At 29.1% G+C, this 16423-nt stretch carries 19 protein-coding genes; 7 read left to right on the top strand and 12 right to left on the bottom strand.

Annotated features, from left to right (window positions below):
• Positions 1-224 precede the first annotated feature (224 nt).
• The 3 genes from ACKTTQ_RS01895 (at position 225) to ACKTTQ_RS01885 (ending at position 2271) form a co-directional block, all read left to right on the top strand.
• Positions 225-407 (top strand): hypothetical protein, encoded by a 183-nt coding sequence (locus ACKTTQ_RS01895; RefSeq protein ID WP_093868827.1) that lies wholly within the window; start codon positions 225-227, stop codon positions 405-407.
• Positions 408-731: 324 nt separating this feature from the next.
• Positions 732-1517 carry an AraC family transcriptional regulator gene (locus ACKTTQ_RS01890; RefSeq protein WP_299135371.1) on the top strand — a complete coding sequence of 262 codons (786 nt, stop codon included), beginning with the start codon at positions 732-734 and terminating at the stop codon, positions 1515-1517.
• A gap of 61 nt (positions 1518-1578) precedes the next feature.
• Positions 1579-2271 (top strand): CTP synthase C-terminal region-related (seleno)protein, encoded by a 693-nt coding sequence (locus ACKTTQ_RS01885; protein ID WP_408048254.1) that lies wholly within the window; start codon positions 1579-1581, stop codon positions 2269-2271.
• 430 nt (positions 2272-2701) lie between these two features.
• Here the strand turns inward: ACKTTQ_RS01885 and ftsY are convergent, their stop codons facing one another.
• From ftsY to ACKTTQ_RS01860, 5 genes are all read right to left on the bottom strand, one after another.
• Positions 2702-3655, bottom strand: a complete 954-nt coding sequence (ftsY, locus tag ACKTTQ_RS01880) for a signal recognition particle-docking protein FtsY (RefSeq protein WP_093868830.1) — start codon at positions 3653-3655, stop codon at positions 2702-2704.
• A 222-nt stretch (positions 3656-3877) separates the two neighbouring features.
• A complete protein-coding gene (locus tag ACKTTQ_RS01875) occupies positions 3878-4030 on the bottom strand; it encodes a DUF4295 domain-containing protein (protein WP_093868831.1) in 153 nt (50 codons plus the stop codon).
• A gap of 66 nt (positions 4031-4096) precedes the next feature.
• On the bottom strand, positions 4097-4279 hold the full coding sequence (gene rpmG, locus ACKTTQ_RS01870; protein ID WP_093868832.1) for a 50S ribosomal protein L33: 183 nt from the start codon (positions 4277-4279) through the stop codon (positions 4097-4099).
• Between the two features lie 28 nt (positions 4280-4307).
• Complete coding sequence (gene rpmB / locus ACKTTQ_RS01865; RefSeq protein WP_020082122.1) at positions 4308-4547, bottom strand: 50S ribosomal protein L28; 240 nt, start codon at positions 4545-4547, stop codon at positions 4308-4310.
• An 82-nt stretch (positions 4548-4629) separates the two neighbouring features.
• On the bottom strand, positions 4630-5877 hold the full coding sequence (locus ACKTTQ_RS01860) for a competence/damage-inducible protein A (RefSeq protein ID WP_408048253.1): 1248 nt from the start codon (positions 5875-5877) through the stop codon (positions 4630-4632).
• Between the two features lie 100 nt (positions 5878-5977).
• Here ACKTTQ_RS01860 and ACKTTQ_RS01855 point away from each other — a divergent pair, with 100 nt between their 5' ends.
• The gene (locus tag ACKTTQ_RS01855; RefSeq protein ID WP_299135367.1) at positions 5978-6763 is read left to right on the top strand and encodes an SDR family NAD(P)-dependent oxidoreductase; all 786 of its coding nucleotides are present in this window, start codon (positions 5978-5980) and stop codon (positions 6761-6763) included.
• Entirely contained in the window at positions 6764-7738 is a 975-nt protein-coding gene (locus ACKTTQ_RS01850; RefSeq protein ID WP_299135366.1) for an NAD-dependent epimerase/dehydratase family protein, read from the top strand.
• A gap of 4 nt (positions 7739-7742) precedes the next feature.
• Here the strand turns inward: ACKTTQ_RS01850 and ACKTTQ_RS01845 are convergent, their stop codons facing one another.
• The 3 genes from ACKTTQ_RS01845 to ACKTTQ_RS01835 all read right to left on the bottom strand — a co-directional run bounded on the left by ACKTTQ_RS01845 (position 7743) and on the right by ACKTTQ_RS01835 (position 9622).
• A complete protein-coding gene (locus tag ACKTTQ_RS01845) occupies positions 7743-8066 on the bottom strand; it encodes a hypothetical protein (RefSeq protein WP_093868836.1) in 324 nt (107 codons plus the stop codon).
• Positions 8067-8078: 12 nt separating this feature from the next.
• Entirely contained in the window at positions 8079-8687 is a 609-nt protein-coding gene (locus ACKTTQ_RS01840) for a fumarylacetoacetate hydrolase family protein (protein ID WP_093868837.1), read from the bottom strand.
• 95 nt (positions 8688-8782) lie between these two features.
• Positions 8783-9622, bottom strand: coding sequence for a 1,4-dihydroxy-2-naphthoyl-CoA synthase (locus ACKTTQ_RS01835; protein ID WP_093868838.1), 840 nt, complete (start codon positions 9620-9622; stop codon positions 8783-8785).
• A gap of 89 nt (positions 9623-9711) precedes the next feature.
• Between ACKTTQ_RS01835 and ACKTTQ_RS01830 the strand changes: the two genes are divergently transcribed.
• Positions 9712-10947, top strand: coding sequence for an alpha/beta hydrolase-fold protein (locus ACKTTQ_RS01830; RefSeq protein WP_299135365.1), 1236 nt, complete (start codon positions 9712-9714; stop codon positions 10945-10947).
• Between the two features lie 4 nt (positions 10948-10951).
• Here ACKTTQ_RS01830 and ACKTTQ_RS01825 read toward each other — a convergent pair whose 3' ends face one another.
• From ACKTTQ_RS01825 to ACKTTQ_RS01810, 4 genes are all read right to left on the bottom strand, one after another.
• On the bottom strand, positions 10952-11362 hold the full coding sequence (locus ACKTTQ_RS01825) for a S1 RNA-binding domain-containing protein (protein WP_093868840.1): 411 nt from the start codon (positions 11360-11362) through the stop codon (positions 10952-10954).
• The gene (menD, locus tag ACKTTQ_RS01820) at positions 11362-13029 is read right to left on the bottom strand and encodes a 2-succinyl-5-enolpyruvyl-6-hydroxy-3-cyclohexene-1-carboxylic-acid synthase (protein WP_408048252.1); all 1668 of its coding nucleotides are present in this window, start codon (positions 13027-13029) and stop codon (positions 11362-11364) included. The genes ACKTTQ_RS01825 and menD overlap by 1 nt, the downstream gene beginning before the upstream one ends.
• A 127-nt stretch (positions 13030-13156) precedes the next feature.
• Positions 13157-13813 carry a fructose-6-phosphate aldolase gene (fsa, locus tag ACKTTQ_RS01815; RefSeq protein ID WP_093868842.1) on the bottom strand — a complete coding sequence of 219 codons (657 nt, stop codon included), beginning with the start codon at positions 13811-13813 and terminating at the stop codon, positions 13157-13159.
• Positions 13814-13878: 65 nt separating this feature from the next.
• A complete protein-coding gene (locus ACKTTQ_RS01810; protein WP_093868843.1) occupies positions 13879-14679 on the bottom strand; it encodes an SDR family oxidoreductase in 801 nt (266 codons plus the stop codon).
• Between the two features lie 89 nt (positions 14680-14768).
• Between ACKTTQ_RS01810 and ACKTTQ_RS01805 the strand changes: the two genes are divergently transcribed.
• On the top strand, positions 14769-16412 hold the full coding sequence (locus ACKTTQ_RS01805) for a M1 family metallopeptidase (protein ID WP_408048251.1): 1644 nt from the start codon (positions 14769-14771) through the stop codon (positions 16410-16412).
• Positions 16413-16423 lie beyond the last annotated feature (11 nt).

Here is a 16423-nt window from a genome sequence, read left to right as displayed (position 1 = left end):
TACTTTTAATATTCAAGTTAAACTTATTTTTAAATTACAAACTGATATTTACCAAAAAACAAGCTCAAGAAGTGCTCTACACGTTTTTTTAAGGAAAATAATTACATCAAGTAATCATTATTCAAATTTATACATAGCATAGAACTGATTTACTTTTCTATGATAATTTATGCTTAAGTGCATAAAATGATAAAACAAATGTCTAATTATTTATCATAACTATAATGTATAAACAAAAAAATAAAACTCACTTGGGTAAATCTAAGCGGCTAACTCATTGGATAAAAAGAAAATTCCTTTTAATTATTACTGCATTTATGCTTGGAATGTCTAACGCTGTTTATGATGACGATAAAATGATTTATGGGAATCAAAATCATACTGAACAAAAACAAAAAGGAGATTAACATAAAGTTCTTTTACTTTATTACATCATTTTCAATAGACTTGTATAAAAACCATGGTTATGAATTTCTATACAGGTTAATGGTATATTTTAGTTTTAATACTTAATCAATCCTCTTATGATAAAAAGTTATTAGCCTATAAAAGAGCTGAGGAGAACTAAACTTAACATTCTGTTCTTTTCTTCTATCTTTGTTTTTAATTTGAATAATAACCTATTATTAATATACGAAAACATTCTTTACTATTAAAAAATAAAAATACAGATTATTAAAAACAAGAAACAAGATATAGCCAATATATACAAACTCAATAGCTTTGATAATATGGAGTTATTATCAGCCTCATATGTAAATCAAAAATTCCCTATGCATTCTCACAATGCTTATTGTATAGGTATACTTGAAGAAGGATCACAAATATTATCCTTCGCTAAAAATAATTTAATCGTACCTTCTAACTCTATTATTATGATTAATCCAAATGAAGTTCACGCAAACTATGCACTGGATGAAAATGGATGGAAATATAAAATGATGTACGTAAATTCAGATGTTGTAAAATATGTTTATTCTTTATATTGGATATCAAAATGCAAAAACATTCGTTTTAAATATTATACTTTGCAAGATGACTTTATCTTTAATCTAATCAAATCATTTTTTAACTCTTTTGAAAACACTTCTTTTGGAAATTTAGAACATCAACTTAAGAGAATCCTCTCCCATCTTATTACAAACTATGCTACCAATACAGAAGAACAAGAGCAAGTACACCAGAATTCCATTAACGAATTAAAACATATTCTAGATGAAAAATTTGACACTAAATTAAACCTAGATAATATCTCAAAATCTTTGGGAATAAACAAGTTCAAAACTATTCGAGCATTTAAAAAATCTACAGGAATGACTCCTTTTTCTTATGTATTGCAAAAACGAATAGAGAAGTCAAAAATATTAATATCTCAAAATGTAAAACTTAGTCATGTTGCTCTCGAATCTGGCTTTTATGATCAGAGTCATTTTTCTAAATATTTTAAAAATTACGTAGGTGTAACTCCAATTTCATATTTTAAAAGTTGCAATATTTTACAAGATTTTAATAAATAACAAGGCTAGCTTTGTACTTAGAAAGTCTCATAACTATTAAAATATTAAAACATTTAAAAAAATGAAAATCGCAATCATTGGAGAATTCGATGAAAACTTCAGATCACATGTAGCCACAAATCAAGCTATTGAACACTCACGTTCAATTATTGATCAAGATTTTGAATCAAAATGGATTTCTACTGAAACTGTTGAAAAAAATATGGAGCTAATTTTGAAAGAATTTCAAGGCTTTTGGATTGCACCAGGAAGTCCGTATAAGAGTATGAAAGGAGCAATTGACTTAATTGAATACACCAGAAAAAATAATATACCAACATTTGGAACTTGTGGGGGTTTTCAACATATGATAATCGAATATGCTCGAAATGTTCTTGATTTAAAAGATGCAGAGCATGCAGAATATGATCCATATGCTTCTCGATTAGTTGTAGATCCTCTTTCTTGTGACTTAAAAGGTGATCCTTTAGAAATTGAGATTATAAATGAAAAATCAAAGGTTTTTTCTATCTATCAAAAACGTGTTATTAAAGAAAAGTATTATTGTAATTTCGGTTTGAACCCAGATTATCAAAATTTATTTGATAAAAATGGTTTTAAAATTGTAGGAAGTGATATTCATAATGAAGCAAGAATTGTAGAACTTGAAAAACATCCGTTTTTCATTGCCACTTTATTTGTTCCACAAGATAACTCTACTTTTAACTCACCTCATAAACTGGTTACCGAATTCATCAGAACTATTTTAAAATAAGGAATAGTCTTATAATTATGATTAGAAAAAAACATGTAAAATTTACTTTCACATGAATAAAGACATTAACTTAAATCAAAACTGGACAACCATTTTTTGAAATCACCTATGACTCTGATTAACAATCTATTTATGGAAAATTAATTATAAGAACTACCTCTATAAAACAAAAGAAAGATTAACATAAAGTTCTTTTACTTTATTACATCATTTTAATTTACTTGTATAATTCTAACTAAAATATTAGTAATTAAAAAAAGACAAGGTCAAACATAAAATTGAATCACCAATAAAAATCAAATAGAAGCAGTTTTGGAAATAAAAAATCGTTGAATTTAGTGTATGACAAAGTATTTAACAACATATCAATATTGTATAAAAATAAAAAACTCCCAAAAAATGGGAGTTTTTATTTTATATTTTAATGTTTTTATTTAAAAAAACTGTCTACAAATTCATGCTTGTTAAAAACTTGTAAGTCATCTATACCTTCTCCAACTCCAATATATTTAACAGGTATTTTAAATTGATCAGATATCCCTATAACTACCCCACCTTTTGCGGTACCATCTAATTTAGTAACTGCTAAAGATGTTACTTCAGTCGCTTTAGTGAATTGCTTTGCTTGTTCAAAAGCGTTTTGACCAGTAGAACCGTCTAATACTAATAATACATCATGTGGTGCATCTGGAATTACCTTTTGCATAACACGTTTAATTTTAGTTAATTCATTCATTAAATTAACTTTGTTGTGTAAACGTCCTGCTGTATCAATAATAATAACATCAGCGTCTTGATTAACCCCTGACTTTACCGTATCAAATGCTACAGAAGCAGGATCTGACCCCATTTCTTGGCGAATAATAGGTACATCTGTTCTATCAGCCCATACTTGTAACTGATCAATTGCTGCTGCTCTAAAAGTATCAGCTGCTCCTAATACAACTTTTAAACCTTTCTTTTTAAACTGTGAAGCTAATTTACCAATCGTTGTTGTTTTCCCAACTCCATTTACCCCTACAACCATCAATACATATGGCTTTTTATTTTCGGGAATTGTAAAATCAGTTTCATCACCTGTATTCGTTTCAGAAAGCAAACCTGCTATTTCGTCTCGTAAAATTTGGTTTAATTCCTCAGTACCTAAATATTTATCACGAGCTACACGTTCTTCTATTCTTTCTATAATTTTTAATGTAGTATCTACACCAACATCAGATGAAACTAAAACTTCTTCTAAATTATCTAATACATCATCATCAACTTTTGCTTTACCAGCAACAGCCTTTGATAACTTAGAAAAAAAACTTGTTTTTGTTTTTTCTAAGCCCTTATCTAATGTTTCTTTTTTCTCTTTTGAAAAAATTTTCTTAAAAAAACTCATAGTTAAATTTTATAATCGCTTATACTAGGTTAAAAACCATACCAAACATAGTATATGGTCAAATTGTCATTTTATACGATTACTTTTCGTGTTAAGAGTAAGATATTTTGATATAATAAAACTTAACTCGAAGGGTAATGCTCAAAAGTACAGTTTTTTAATACATAAAAAAAGCTACCTTCAAAATTTGAAAGTAGCTTTTTTATAAACTGTAAACAAGAATTACTTTTTAGCTATAAAGTCATTTACTTGTGTAGGATCCATAATAGCTTCAACAAATGTGTAAGCTCCAGTTTTAGGAGACTTTACCATTTTGATAGCTTTGGTTAATCTTTTTGAACCTGTTTGTAAAGTTGCTACTGATTTCTTTGCCATGTCCTATAGGTTATTGGTTGTTTTTTAAAACTTCAAATACGAATACTTGATATTTTAAATCTCTAATTATTTAATTTCTTTATGAACTGTCATCTTCTTTAAGATTGGATTAAATTTCTTTAATTCCATTCTATCAGGAGTGTTCTTTTTGTTCTTTGTAGTAATATAACGTGAAGTTCCTGGTTGACCAGTACCTTTATGCTCAGTACATTCTAAAATTACTTGAACTCTGTTTCCTTTTTTTGCCATCTCTGTAAAATTTTATCTAAGTAAGGAATTATTTAGTTAAGAAACCTTTTTCTCTAGCTTCTTTAATCACAGCAGAGATTCCTTTTTTATTAATATTTTTTAATGCAGAAGCAGATACTTTTAAGGTAACCCACTTATCTTCTTCTGGAATATAGAAACGCTTAGTCATTAAATTAGCGTTAAACTTTCTTTTAGTTCTATTTAAAGCGTGTGATACATTGTTACCAACCATCGCTTTTTTTCCTGTTAATTCACAAACTCTAGACATCTTCTTGACAGTTTTATAGTGTTATTTCTAAACGAGGTGCAAATATACGAACTTTTAACAGAATTAAACAAAATATTATAGGTTATTTTTTCATAATATTTTTTTGCAATAATTCTAACGCTTTAGTTACCGTTCTATTTATTACCTTTTCTCTCGGCTGACCAAAATTAAACTCCTGAACATCAATACCTTTATTATTCGCAATTGCTATATACACTACCCCTACACTTTTATCATTATTATCAGTAGTCGGTCCTGCATTCCCAGTTACAGCAATAGCATAATCAGTTTCTAATTTATTTTTTGCTGCTAAAGCCATTTGTTTTGCCACCTCTTCACTTACTACAGAATGATTTTCAATGACTTCTTTCGATATATCTAATAATTGTTCTTTTAATTTAGCAGTATAGGTAATAAAACTCCCCAAATAATAAGCAGAAGAACCAGCTACAGAAACAATTGTTGAAGCAATCTTTCCTCCTGTTAAGCTTTCTGCTGTACAAAGTGTTTGTTTTCTTTCTTTTAATAAATCTCCTATTCTTTTTTCTATAGAAGCTCCATCTTCAATCCCTGCAATAATGTCTGGTATTAATTTTTTAAGTTCTTGAACTTTTTTTGACATCGTTTCTTCTAAAAACGCTTTGTTTTCTCCCTTAGCAGACAACCTTAAGCGCACCCTACCAAATGAAGGTAAGTAAGCTAATTTTATAAATGAAGGTAGATTCTCTTCCCAATCTTCTATTCTTTCAGCAATCACACTTTCACCAGTTCCGTAAGTCATAATTGTTTTATGAAAAATAAAAGGCAAGCTAAATTCTTTTTGCAATTTAGGTAACACTTCATTAGTCATTAATCCTTTCATTTCATAAGGCACTCCTGGCAACGAGACAAAAACTGTGTTGTTTTCATAAAACCACATACCTGGAGCTGTTCCTAATTGATTCATTAATAATGTTGCCTTTGAAGGTAATTGTGCCTGATATTTCTGCACCTCATTAAATGGATGGTTAACCTTTTTAAAAATCCTCTTTATATTATCTACAACTTCTGAATATTCAACAACCTTGGTATCTTTAAAATATTCTGCAATTGTTTTTTTAGTTATATCATCTTTTGTTGGCCCAAGTCCTCCTGTAATAATAACAATATCGGCTCTTTCTTCTGCCTCTTTTAAAGCGTTTAAAATATGTTGCTTTTCGTCTTGTATAGAAGATATTTGATATACTGAAACTCCTATTTTATTTAATTCTTGACCTATCCATTGTGAATTAGTATCAACTATTTGCCCGATGAGAATTTCATCTCCAATGGTAATTATTTCTGCGTTCAAATAAATCTATTTAACTTTTGTTTCACAAAGATATAACTAATATTTATGCCATAAAGTGTAACAAAGTTTTTACTTTTATGTCTTTAAAAAAAACTTACTTATGAAAAATAGTTTTGCTTTGATTACGGGTGCAAGTCAAGGTTTAGGATTGTACTTATCTAAGGAGCTTGCTAGCCGTGGTTATAATTTACTATTAGTTTCATTACCAAATGAAAATTTAGCTTCTAGTTCAAAAAGCATAGAAAATGAATTTAACGTTATTGTTAAGTTTTATGAAACAGATTTAACTGTTAAAAACAATATTATAAATCTTTGTGATTGGGCTAATAATTATAATATTTCTATTTTAATTAATAATGCAGGTTGTGGAGGTTCAAAAAAAATAACAGAAGCCTCGTTAGATTATATTGAGAAAATTATTCAATTAAACATCATTTCTACTTCTTTCATTACCAAATTAATTATTCCTAATTTAGCATCTAATACTAAGAGTTACATTTTAAATGTATCTAGTATGGCTGCTTTTAGCCCTATTGGTTATAAAACCGTATATCCTGCTTCGAAAAAATTTATTGATTATTTTTCTTTAGGTTTAAGAGAAGAATTAAAAGAATTCAATATCTCTGTTTCTGTTGTATATCCTGGACCAATGAAAACAAATAATGAGGTGAGTAGTAGGATAGAAAAACAAAGTGGTTTTGTAAAATCTGGAGTAGTAAGTTTACATGAAATGGCATTTCAAAGTATTGAGAAAATGCTTCAAAGTAAAAAAAGAGTTATACCTGGTAAACTAAATAAACTAAGCAAGGTAATCTTAAAAATTTTACCCTTAAATACCAAAATAAAATTATTGAGTAAAGCTATAAAAAAAGAAATTGAGGTTTAAATGAGAATTTTAGTTACTGGTGCTAATGGTTTATTAGCTACAAATATCATACAACAACTACTTCAACAAAACAATGAAGTTATTGGCTTTCTAAGAAATTCAAACAGTTTTACATTAGAACCAAACAAAAATCTTCAATTACAAATTGGTGATATTACCCAAGTTGAATCTTATACTGAACTTCTTAAAAACACAGATTGTATTATTCATGTTGCTGCATTAACTAATCAAAACATTATTGATTATAATGTATACAAGAAAGTAAATGCTACAGCCACTGAAATCCTATATAAAAATGCAATTAAAAATAATATCAAAACTTTTATTTACGTTAGTACTGCTAATTGTTTTGGTTATGGTTCATTAAACAATCTAGGAAACGAAACGAAAGCTATTTCTTTCCCTTTTACAAAATCTTTGTATGCTAAAAGTAAATTGGAAGGACAAGATGCGCTTTTAAATTTATCTGAAGAAAATCAGCATACAAAACTTGTAATTTTAAATCCAACTTTTATGATTGGCCCTTACGACACAAAACCTAGTTCTGGAAGGTTGGTTTTAAGTGCTTATAAAAAGAAAATTATTTTTTATCCTCCAGGAGGAAAAAGTTTTATTAATGTAATTGATGCAGCTAAAGCAGTTATTCAATCAATAATTCATGGCGAACATAAGGAAGCCTATATTCTATCTGGTGAAAATTTATCATATTTAAGCTTTTATAAAAAAGTTACTCAACAACTAAATCAAAAATCTTATTTTATTAAAATTCCTAAATTACTATTATTCTCTATTGGTTATTTAGGTGATCTACTTCGTTTTTTTAAGGTGAAAACAGATTTATCAAGCATTAATGTAAAAACATTATGTGTACATAATTATTACTCAAACCAAAAAGCTACACAAAAAATAAAGCTTAAACAAACACCTATTGAAGTAGGTATTGCTGAAGCTATAAAGTGGTTTAAATTGAAATAAGAAATTAGTTATTCCCTATTTGATCTATCATTTTATCTTCTAATGGTTTTTTCTTTTTCCACGTTTTCTCTAAATAATAATACAATCCATAACAACTCAAAAGTCCAAAAGGCATTGCTATTATCCCTAATACTAAATCATTTGTAGTATCTAAAAAATCAGATTCAGTTATTACTGCATAAACACCTAAGGCAATACCAAAAATAAAAGCTCCTGTATAATAAACAACAACTCCCAATATGGCAAAACCCCATTTATTCATTTTATACTCATCTGCTAATTCATAAAACTTTTTCCCTATAAAATAGAGCAATACTAATCCTAACATAACTTTCTTTTTTTATTTAATTTTTATTTGAAATGCTTCTTTATTTTCTATAATTCCTGTTAACACATCATTCTCTTCTACTTTACCAACACCAGCTGGTGTACCAGTAAAAATTACATCTCCTTTTTTTAATGTGAAATATTGAGAAACATAACTTACTAACTCGTCAATCTTCCATAACATAGATTGTGTATTTCCTTCTTGAACTACTTCATTGTTTTTTTTAAGCTGAAAAGATAACTTATTTATATCAAATTCTTCTTTTGGGAAAAAGTTTCCTATAACAGCACTTCCATCAAATGCCTTTGCTTTTTCCCAAGGTAATCCTTTTTCCTTACATTTAGCCTGCACGTCACGAGCAGTAAAATCGATACCTAAACCTATTTCATCATAGTATTTAGGTGAAAACTTTGGTGAAATATGCTTCCCTACTTTATTTATTTTTACCAACACCTCAACTTCATAATGAATGTCATTTGAAAAAGGCGGTATAAAAAAAGGCATTTTTTTAGGTAAAATTGCAGAATCAGGTTTTAAAAAGACCACTGGACTTTCAGGCTTCTCATTCTCTAATTCTTCTATGTGTTTAGCGTAATTACGCCCTATACAAATTATTTTCATTCTATAAAACAAAACGTCATTACAAACAAAACGAAGCAACCTTTAAAATGAGATTACTTCATCATTTTTATTTATAACAACAAGTTAATTTAATTTTAAGGGATCCATGTTTTAGGGAAGTTCGGCTTTCTCTTTTCCAAAAAAGCATCACGTCCTTCTTTAGCTTCATCTGTCATGTATGCTAAACGTGTAACTTCACCAGCAAATACTTGTTGTCCTACCATTCCATCATCAGTTAAATTCATTGCAAACTTTAACATTTTAATTGATGTTGGCGATTTTTCTAATATTTCTTGAGCCCAATCAAATGCTGTTTGCTCCAACTCATCATGAGGTACAACAGCATTCACCATTCCCATTTCATAAGCTTCTTGCGCAGAATAATTTCTACCCAAAAAGAATATCTCTCTAGCTCTCTTTTGCCCTACCATTTTAGCTAAATATGCAGAGCCATATCCTGCATCAAATGAAGTTACGTCGGCATCTGTTTGTTTAAAAATAGCATGTTCTTTACTTGCTAAAGTTAAATCGCAAGTAACATGTAAACTATGTCCACCACCTACTGCCCAACCTGGAACTACACAAATTACAGCTTTAGGCATAAAACGAATTAATCGTTGAACTTCTAAAATATTTAATCGATGATACCCATCTTTTCCAACATATCCCTGATGGCCACGTGCATTTTGATCTCCTCCTGAACAAAAACTCCAAACACCATCTTTAGTTGATGGCCCTTCAGCTGACAATAATACAACTCCAATATTAGTATCTTCATGTGCATCATTAAATGCATCTAACAATTCAGATGTTGTATGTGGACGAAATGCATTACGCACATTAGGTCTGTTAAATGCTATCCTTGCAACATTGTGTGATTTCTTATACGTAATATCTTCGTACTCTTTGGCGGTTTCCCATTGAGGTTGTATCATAATTTCAAACTATTATCGTTATATAAAGCAAAAATAGCATAATAACTTTATTTTCTTTTTTATATTTGAGTATTAATAAACCAATCCCTATGAAATATCTGTCTCTTGTATTTGCTTTTTGCATTTCATTTTCTTCTTTTTCCCAGGAAGTCATTACTAAATCTATCGATTCTAAAGAATTGAAACGAAAAAGAAGTTTTAAAATTTACCTTCCAAAAAACTACAAAAAAGATTTAACTGCTAATTACCCACTAGCTATTGTATTGGGTAATCAATATTTATTTGATTTATATGTTGGAAACGCGAAATTGTTTGCCAATGTTGACAAAGCTCCAAGACAAATAGTTGTTGGTATTGATATGGAAAAAACGTACGCTAAAGATATTTCCATAGTAGAAGCTACTAATATGCTAACTAGTAGATCTTCTCATTTTTATAACTTTATTAAGCATGAATTAATTCCTTATATGGAAGCCAATTTTAAAACATCACCTTTTATGTCTATTACAGGTGAAGGAAAAGGAGCTAATTTTTTAACTCATTTTTTAAAAGAACCTGAACCTATTTTTAATGCCTACATATGTGCTACCCCTGAATTTGCAAAATATGCTCCTCAAATCATCAATTCATATACACTTAGCAGACTTGGAAAAATAGACAATACCTACTACATATATGCTAGTAACTCTAAAAAACAAACAACAGAAGAGTTATATGATAGATATAGCGAAATCGGAACTTTCTTATCTTCTTTTAATGCTGAAAACTTTCATGTAAACTTTGATAAATTTGAAAGCTCTCCTAGTTTTTTAGCCACCATTAGTGAAACTATACCTAGGGCTTTTACAAATATGTTTTCTTTATACTCCAAAATATCTAAAGGTGAATATGAAAAAAACGTAAAAGACTTAGATCCTCTTGATGCAATAAAATATTTAGAGAAAAAATATTTAGACATTCAATATTTATATGGCGCTAATTTAAATGTAAGATTAGATGATATTTACGCTATTGAAGGTATTGTTATGGACAAAATGGATGGTGACTACTTAAGAGTTTTAGGTGATTTTGTTATGATTAAATATCCAGACCTACATTTAGGAGATTATTATGTAGGAAAATTTCATGAACTTGGTAAAGACTATGAAAAAGCAGATTTTTATTACAAAGCCGCTTATGGAAAAATGAATCCATCAGATCCTAACACTGACTCTTTTTATGAAAACATAAAGCGAGTGAATGATTTAATGGGTAGTCAAAAACCAGATGAAGAAAATCTTCCTGAAGAAGATAATGAAGAAGAAGAAAAAGAGGAGGATAAATAATATCTTAACTTAATTCTATTCTATCTTCTTTTAAAACAATTTTTTTATTCTTATATAAACTACCAATAGCTCTTTTGAATGCTTTTTTACTCATTTGTAAATGAAATTTAATTGATTCAGGAGAGCTTTTATCTGTCAATAAAAGAAACTTTTTTTCTTCTAATTTATTCAGAATTTTTTCAACATCAGCATCTATTACATTTCTAAAACCTTGAGGTTGTAGTGAAACATCAATTCTTTCATCTTCACGAATCTTTTTTATGTAACCTACAGTTTTAAACCCTTCTTCTAATTCAGTAAAAACTTCATTTCTGTAAAGTAATCCTTCAAATTCTTCATTTATTAATACTGTATATCCTAAATGACTTTCAGTACCAATTACTAAATCTACCTTATCTCCTATTTTTAAATCCATTATAAATTTTTAAAATATTTTTTTAATATACTATCATTTACACTTGAAGGTGTAAATATCTCTAAAATTTTCGGTTTTTGTGAATCACTGTAAAATCCAGATAACTTATTTTCTAACTCTTTTATATTCGTTACTGATTCATATTCAAAACCATATGTTTTTGCCAAATATTCAGCATTTAAACTGTGTGGTGTTTCAAAATAATTTAACGCATTCGTTGTTTGAGGCCCTGGTATTATTTTGAAAATTCCTCCCCCTGAGTTATTTACTATAATGATTCTAAAATTACTAGGCACATAACTATTCCATAAAGCATTACTATCATAATAAAAACTAATATCTCCAGAAATAAATACGGTTTGTTCTTTACTTGCTAATGCAGCTCCAATTGCGGTACTAGTACTTCCATCAATCCCGCTAGTTCCTCTATTACAAAAAACTCGTAATGTTGGATTCAATTTAAACAATTGTGTGTATCTAATAACTGAACTATTACTTAATTGTAATTGGCAATTATTTGGTAAAGATTTTAACAATACATTGAACACCTCTAAATCAGAATAAGAAATAGTTTTTACAAAATTTTCATGACTATCTATTCTCTTATTTTCTATCTCTAACCAGTGTTCTTTATAACTGCTTGATATCTTTTTCTTGTAATTAATTAACTCTAAAAAAAACATCTCTGGCACTTCTTGTACAAACTCACTTAAACAAAAATAAGTATCTAATTTCTCAAGTTTATCAATATGCCAATGATGCTTTGGTTGATACTTCCTTAAGAATTGTTTTATTCTTTTTGACACAACCATTCCACCTAATGTAATTAAAACATCTGGCTTTAAAGCTTCAAAAGATTTTTCGTTAAGTGGAGTAATTAATACATCTATATTATTTACAAAATTTGAACCATATAAATTAGACGTTGTTTCAGTCATTATTAAAACAGACTCATCATTTGCATACTTACTTAAAATACTTTGCAACTCATCAGAAGGGTAATTTACTCCAATTAAAATCAATTTACGTTCTGCTGAATTCCATATATCAGCAAAATACTCATAGTTGATATTCCTTGCAGTTGATGTTAATTCTTTAGATACCTTCAATACCTCATCCTTAATTACCTCTCCTATCTCATCAACAACTTCATATAAAGGCTCCTCAAAAGGAACATTTACATGTATCGGGCCTTTTTTTTGTATTGCTGTGCTTATAGCTTCACTTAACATTTCCGCATTACGACCCAGTTCATTTGTATCTTCTAACAAATTTGCTGAATATAAAATATGATTTGCAAAAACATTTTCTTGTCTAATAGCCTGTCCATCCCCCACGTCAATTAAGTGCTTTGGTCTATCAGCGGATATAACTAACAAAGGTATTTTACTATAAAAAGCCTCAGCTATTGCTGGATAGTAATTAAGTAATGCTGAGCCTGAAGTACATACTATCGCCACTGGCTTTCGTTTTTGTTGAGCTATTCCCATAGCAAAAAACGCAGCGCAACGCTCATCAACAATACTATAAGTTTCCACATCAGGATGATTAGTAAAACCTATTGTTAAAGGTGCATTTCTTGAACCAGGTGATATTACAACAGTACCAATATTATAAAATTGACATGCTGAAATTACTAATTGTGCTAATTGTTTTTTTGGATACATCAGAGTGCAAAAGTATTACTAAAAAAGAAATTCCACACTAATAGTGTGGAATTCTTATTTGTTAATCTAGAAATCTATTTTTTATATGATTTCTTTATATTTCATTTTCAAAGAATTCAGCTAACAATTACTGTTGTCCTTTTTTATAATCAGCTAAAAACTTTTCTAAACCTATATCAGTTAAAGGGTGTTTTAATAATCCAGAAATAGCACTTAAAGGTCCAGTCATAACATCAGATCCTAATTTAGCACAATCAATGATATGCATTGTATGACGAACAGAAGCAGCTAAAATTTCTGTTTCAAACATATAGTTATCATAAATTTGACGAATTTCGGCTATTAAGTTTAAACCATCTGTAGATATATCATCTAAACGACCTATAAAAGGAGATACATATGTTGCTCCTGCTTTTGCTGCTAATAATGCTTGCCCAGCAGAAAAAACTAATGTTACATTTGTTTTAATACCTTTATCAGAAAAATATTTACATGCCTTTATACCATCTTTAATCATTGGTAATTTTACTACTATTTGTGGATTAAGAGCTGCTAATGCCTCACCTTCTCTTACCATTCCTTCATAATCAGTTGAAATTACTTCAGCAGAAACATCTCCCTCAACAATATCACATATCGCTTTATAATGGTTAATAATATTTTCTTCTCCAGTAATCCCCTCTTTTGCCATTAATGACGGATTAGTAGTTACTCCATCTAAAATACCTAAAGCTTGTGCTTCTTTAATTTGATCAAGATTAGCTGTGTCAATAAAAAATTTCATCTATTTATAATTTAAAAAGTTGTGTTCTATTTCTAAAAAAATATTTCTTCTAATACGCTACAAATTTACAATTTATAATGGTTCATTAATAGTTTTTCATAAATTTTATCAGGTAAAACTCTTTTTAAAATAATTGAAAATTTCTCCATAAACCCTCCTACTTTATAATGTATTTTAGGTGACTTGCTTTTTATTATTTCATAAATAGCTTTTGCCATCATCATTGGATCTTCCCCTGAACTCACATGACTATCCATTAATGCTAAATTCTCAGCATATTTTTCTTTATACGCTGAATTTTCAAATACCGGCGTATGATATCTACCAGCAGCAATATTTGTAGCAAAATCACCCGGAGCTACATTCACCACTCGTACACCAAAACTCTTAACTTCCATACTTAACGCCTCAGTTACCAATTCTAAAGCCCCTTTGCTTGCAGAATATACTCCTCTAAATGGCAATCCCATATAACCTGCTATTGAAGTTGTATTAATAATGAGTCCACTCTTCTCTAACCGCATAGAAGGTAACACCTCTTTAATTACATCAATAACTCCAAAAAAATTAGTATCAAAATTAAACTTCATTTCTTCAGTTGGCGTATCCTCAATTGGCCCAGTGATTCCTTTACCTGCATTATTTATCAAAACATCAATCTTTCCTTCTATCCCAATCACTTCGCCGATAGCTCTTTTAATAGATTCTTTCTGAGTAACATCTAAAGCTACCATTGAAAAAGGAACATTTACTTTACTCGGATTTCTACTAGTACCGTACACCTTATAATTTTTACCATGCAAATACAATCCTATAGATTTTCCTATTCCTGAAGAAGCTCCGGTAATAAATACAACTTTTGACATTCTATATAATTTTAGACAAATATCCAAAAGTTAAAGTCAATAAAAAAACTTTAAAAACTTATATTAGCAACTCAATTTCAGTAAAAATTATGTGCAAAAAAATTATTTTTAGTAGTTTCTTAATATTTGCAAGCTTTTTAAGTTTTGCGCAAACATCTTTATTTAAACACACAAATACATTTACTCGTCAAGATACACTAAGAGGTTCCATTACTCCTGAAAGAGTTTGGTGGGACTTATCTTATTACCATTTAAATATTTCAGTTGATCCTGATAAAAAATTCATTAAAGGTAACAACAAAGTAACTTATAAAGTTTTAAAACCTGCTTCTAGGCTACAAATAGATTTACAAGCTCCTTTAAAAATTACAAAAGCTACCCAAAATGGAAAAAGCCTTATGATTACTTCAGAAGGTAATGCTCATTTCATTCAATTAAAAGAAAAACAAGAAATAGGTACTACAAACTCTATTATAGTTTATTATGAAGGAACCCCCAAAGAAGCTATAAGAGCTCCTTGGGATGGTGGTTTTTCTTGGAAAAAAGACATGAATGGAAATCACTTTGTAGCAACTTCATGCCAAGGATTAGGGGCTAGTGTTTGGTGGCCTAATAAAGATCATATGTATGATGAAGTTGATAGTATGGCTATAAGTGTTCGAGTTCCTAAAAATTTAACAAACGTTTCTAATGGTAGACTTAGAAAAGTTGAAAAGCACAATGACAACACTACTACTTTTCATTGGTTTGTTAAGAATCCTATTAATAATTACGGTGTTAATGTAAATATTGGTGATTATGTGAATTTTTCAGAAAAATATGACGGTGAAGATGGTGTATTAGATATGAACTATTACGTTTTACGTGATAATCTAGAAAAAGCAAAAAAACAGTTTAAAGACGCTTCAAAAATGATGAAGGCTTTTGAACATTGGTTTGGTAAATATCCTTTTTACGAAGATAGTTTTAAACTCGTAGAAGTTCCTTATTTAGGCATGGAACATCAAAGTTCAGTTACTTACGGAAATCAATATAAACAAGGATACCTAGGAAATGACTTATCTGGTACTGGATGGGGATTAAAATTCGACTTTATTATTATTCATGAAGCTGGTCATGAATGGTTTGCTAATAATATTACTAATAAAGATATTGCTGACATGTGGGTACACGAAAGCTTTACCGCGTATTCTGAAAACTTATTCTTAGATTATTATTATGGGAAAAAAGCATCAGCTGAATATGTTATTGGTACTCGACGATCTATAAGAAACGATATCCCAATTATAGGACAATATAATGTAAATAGTGAAGGTTCAGGTGATATGTACTACAAAGGAGCAAATATGCTTCATACAATTCGTCAATTAATAGATAATGATAAAAAATGGCGTAAAATTTTACGTGGCTTAAATAAAAAGTTTTATCACAAAACAGTAACTACTCAAGAAGTTGAAAAGTATATGATTGATAAATCTGGTATTGATTTAACCAAAGTTTTTGATCAATATTTACGTACCGTTAAAATTCCTGTTTTTGAGTATCAAATTACTGATAATAAATTAAAATACCGTTGGAATAATGTTGTAAAAGGCTTTAACATGGCTATTAAAGTTACAGCCAACAATAAAGCTTGTACATTAAAGCCAACTGAAAAATGGCAAACACTAAAAACAAACACTAAAACTCTTGTTGTAGACAACAACTTCTATGTAACTGTAAACAAGATATAATTCCTATTCTC

Origin of the sequence: Tenacibaculum halocynthiae (assembly GCF_964512825.1) — a bacterium.
Lineage (GTDB): Bacteria > Bacteroidota > Bacteroidia > Flavobacteriales > Flavobacteriaceae > Polaribacter > Polaribacter halocynthiae.
The sequence above is the reverse complement of the archived record's forward strand: the minus strand, read 5'-3'. Positions and strand labels throughout refer to the sequence as shown.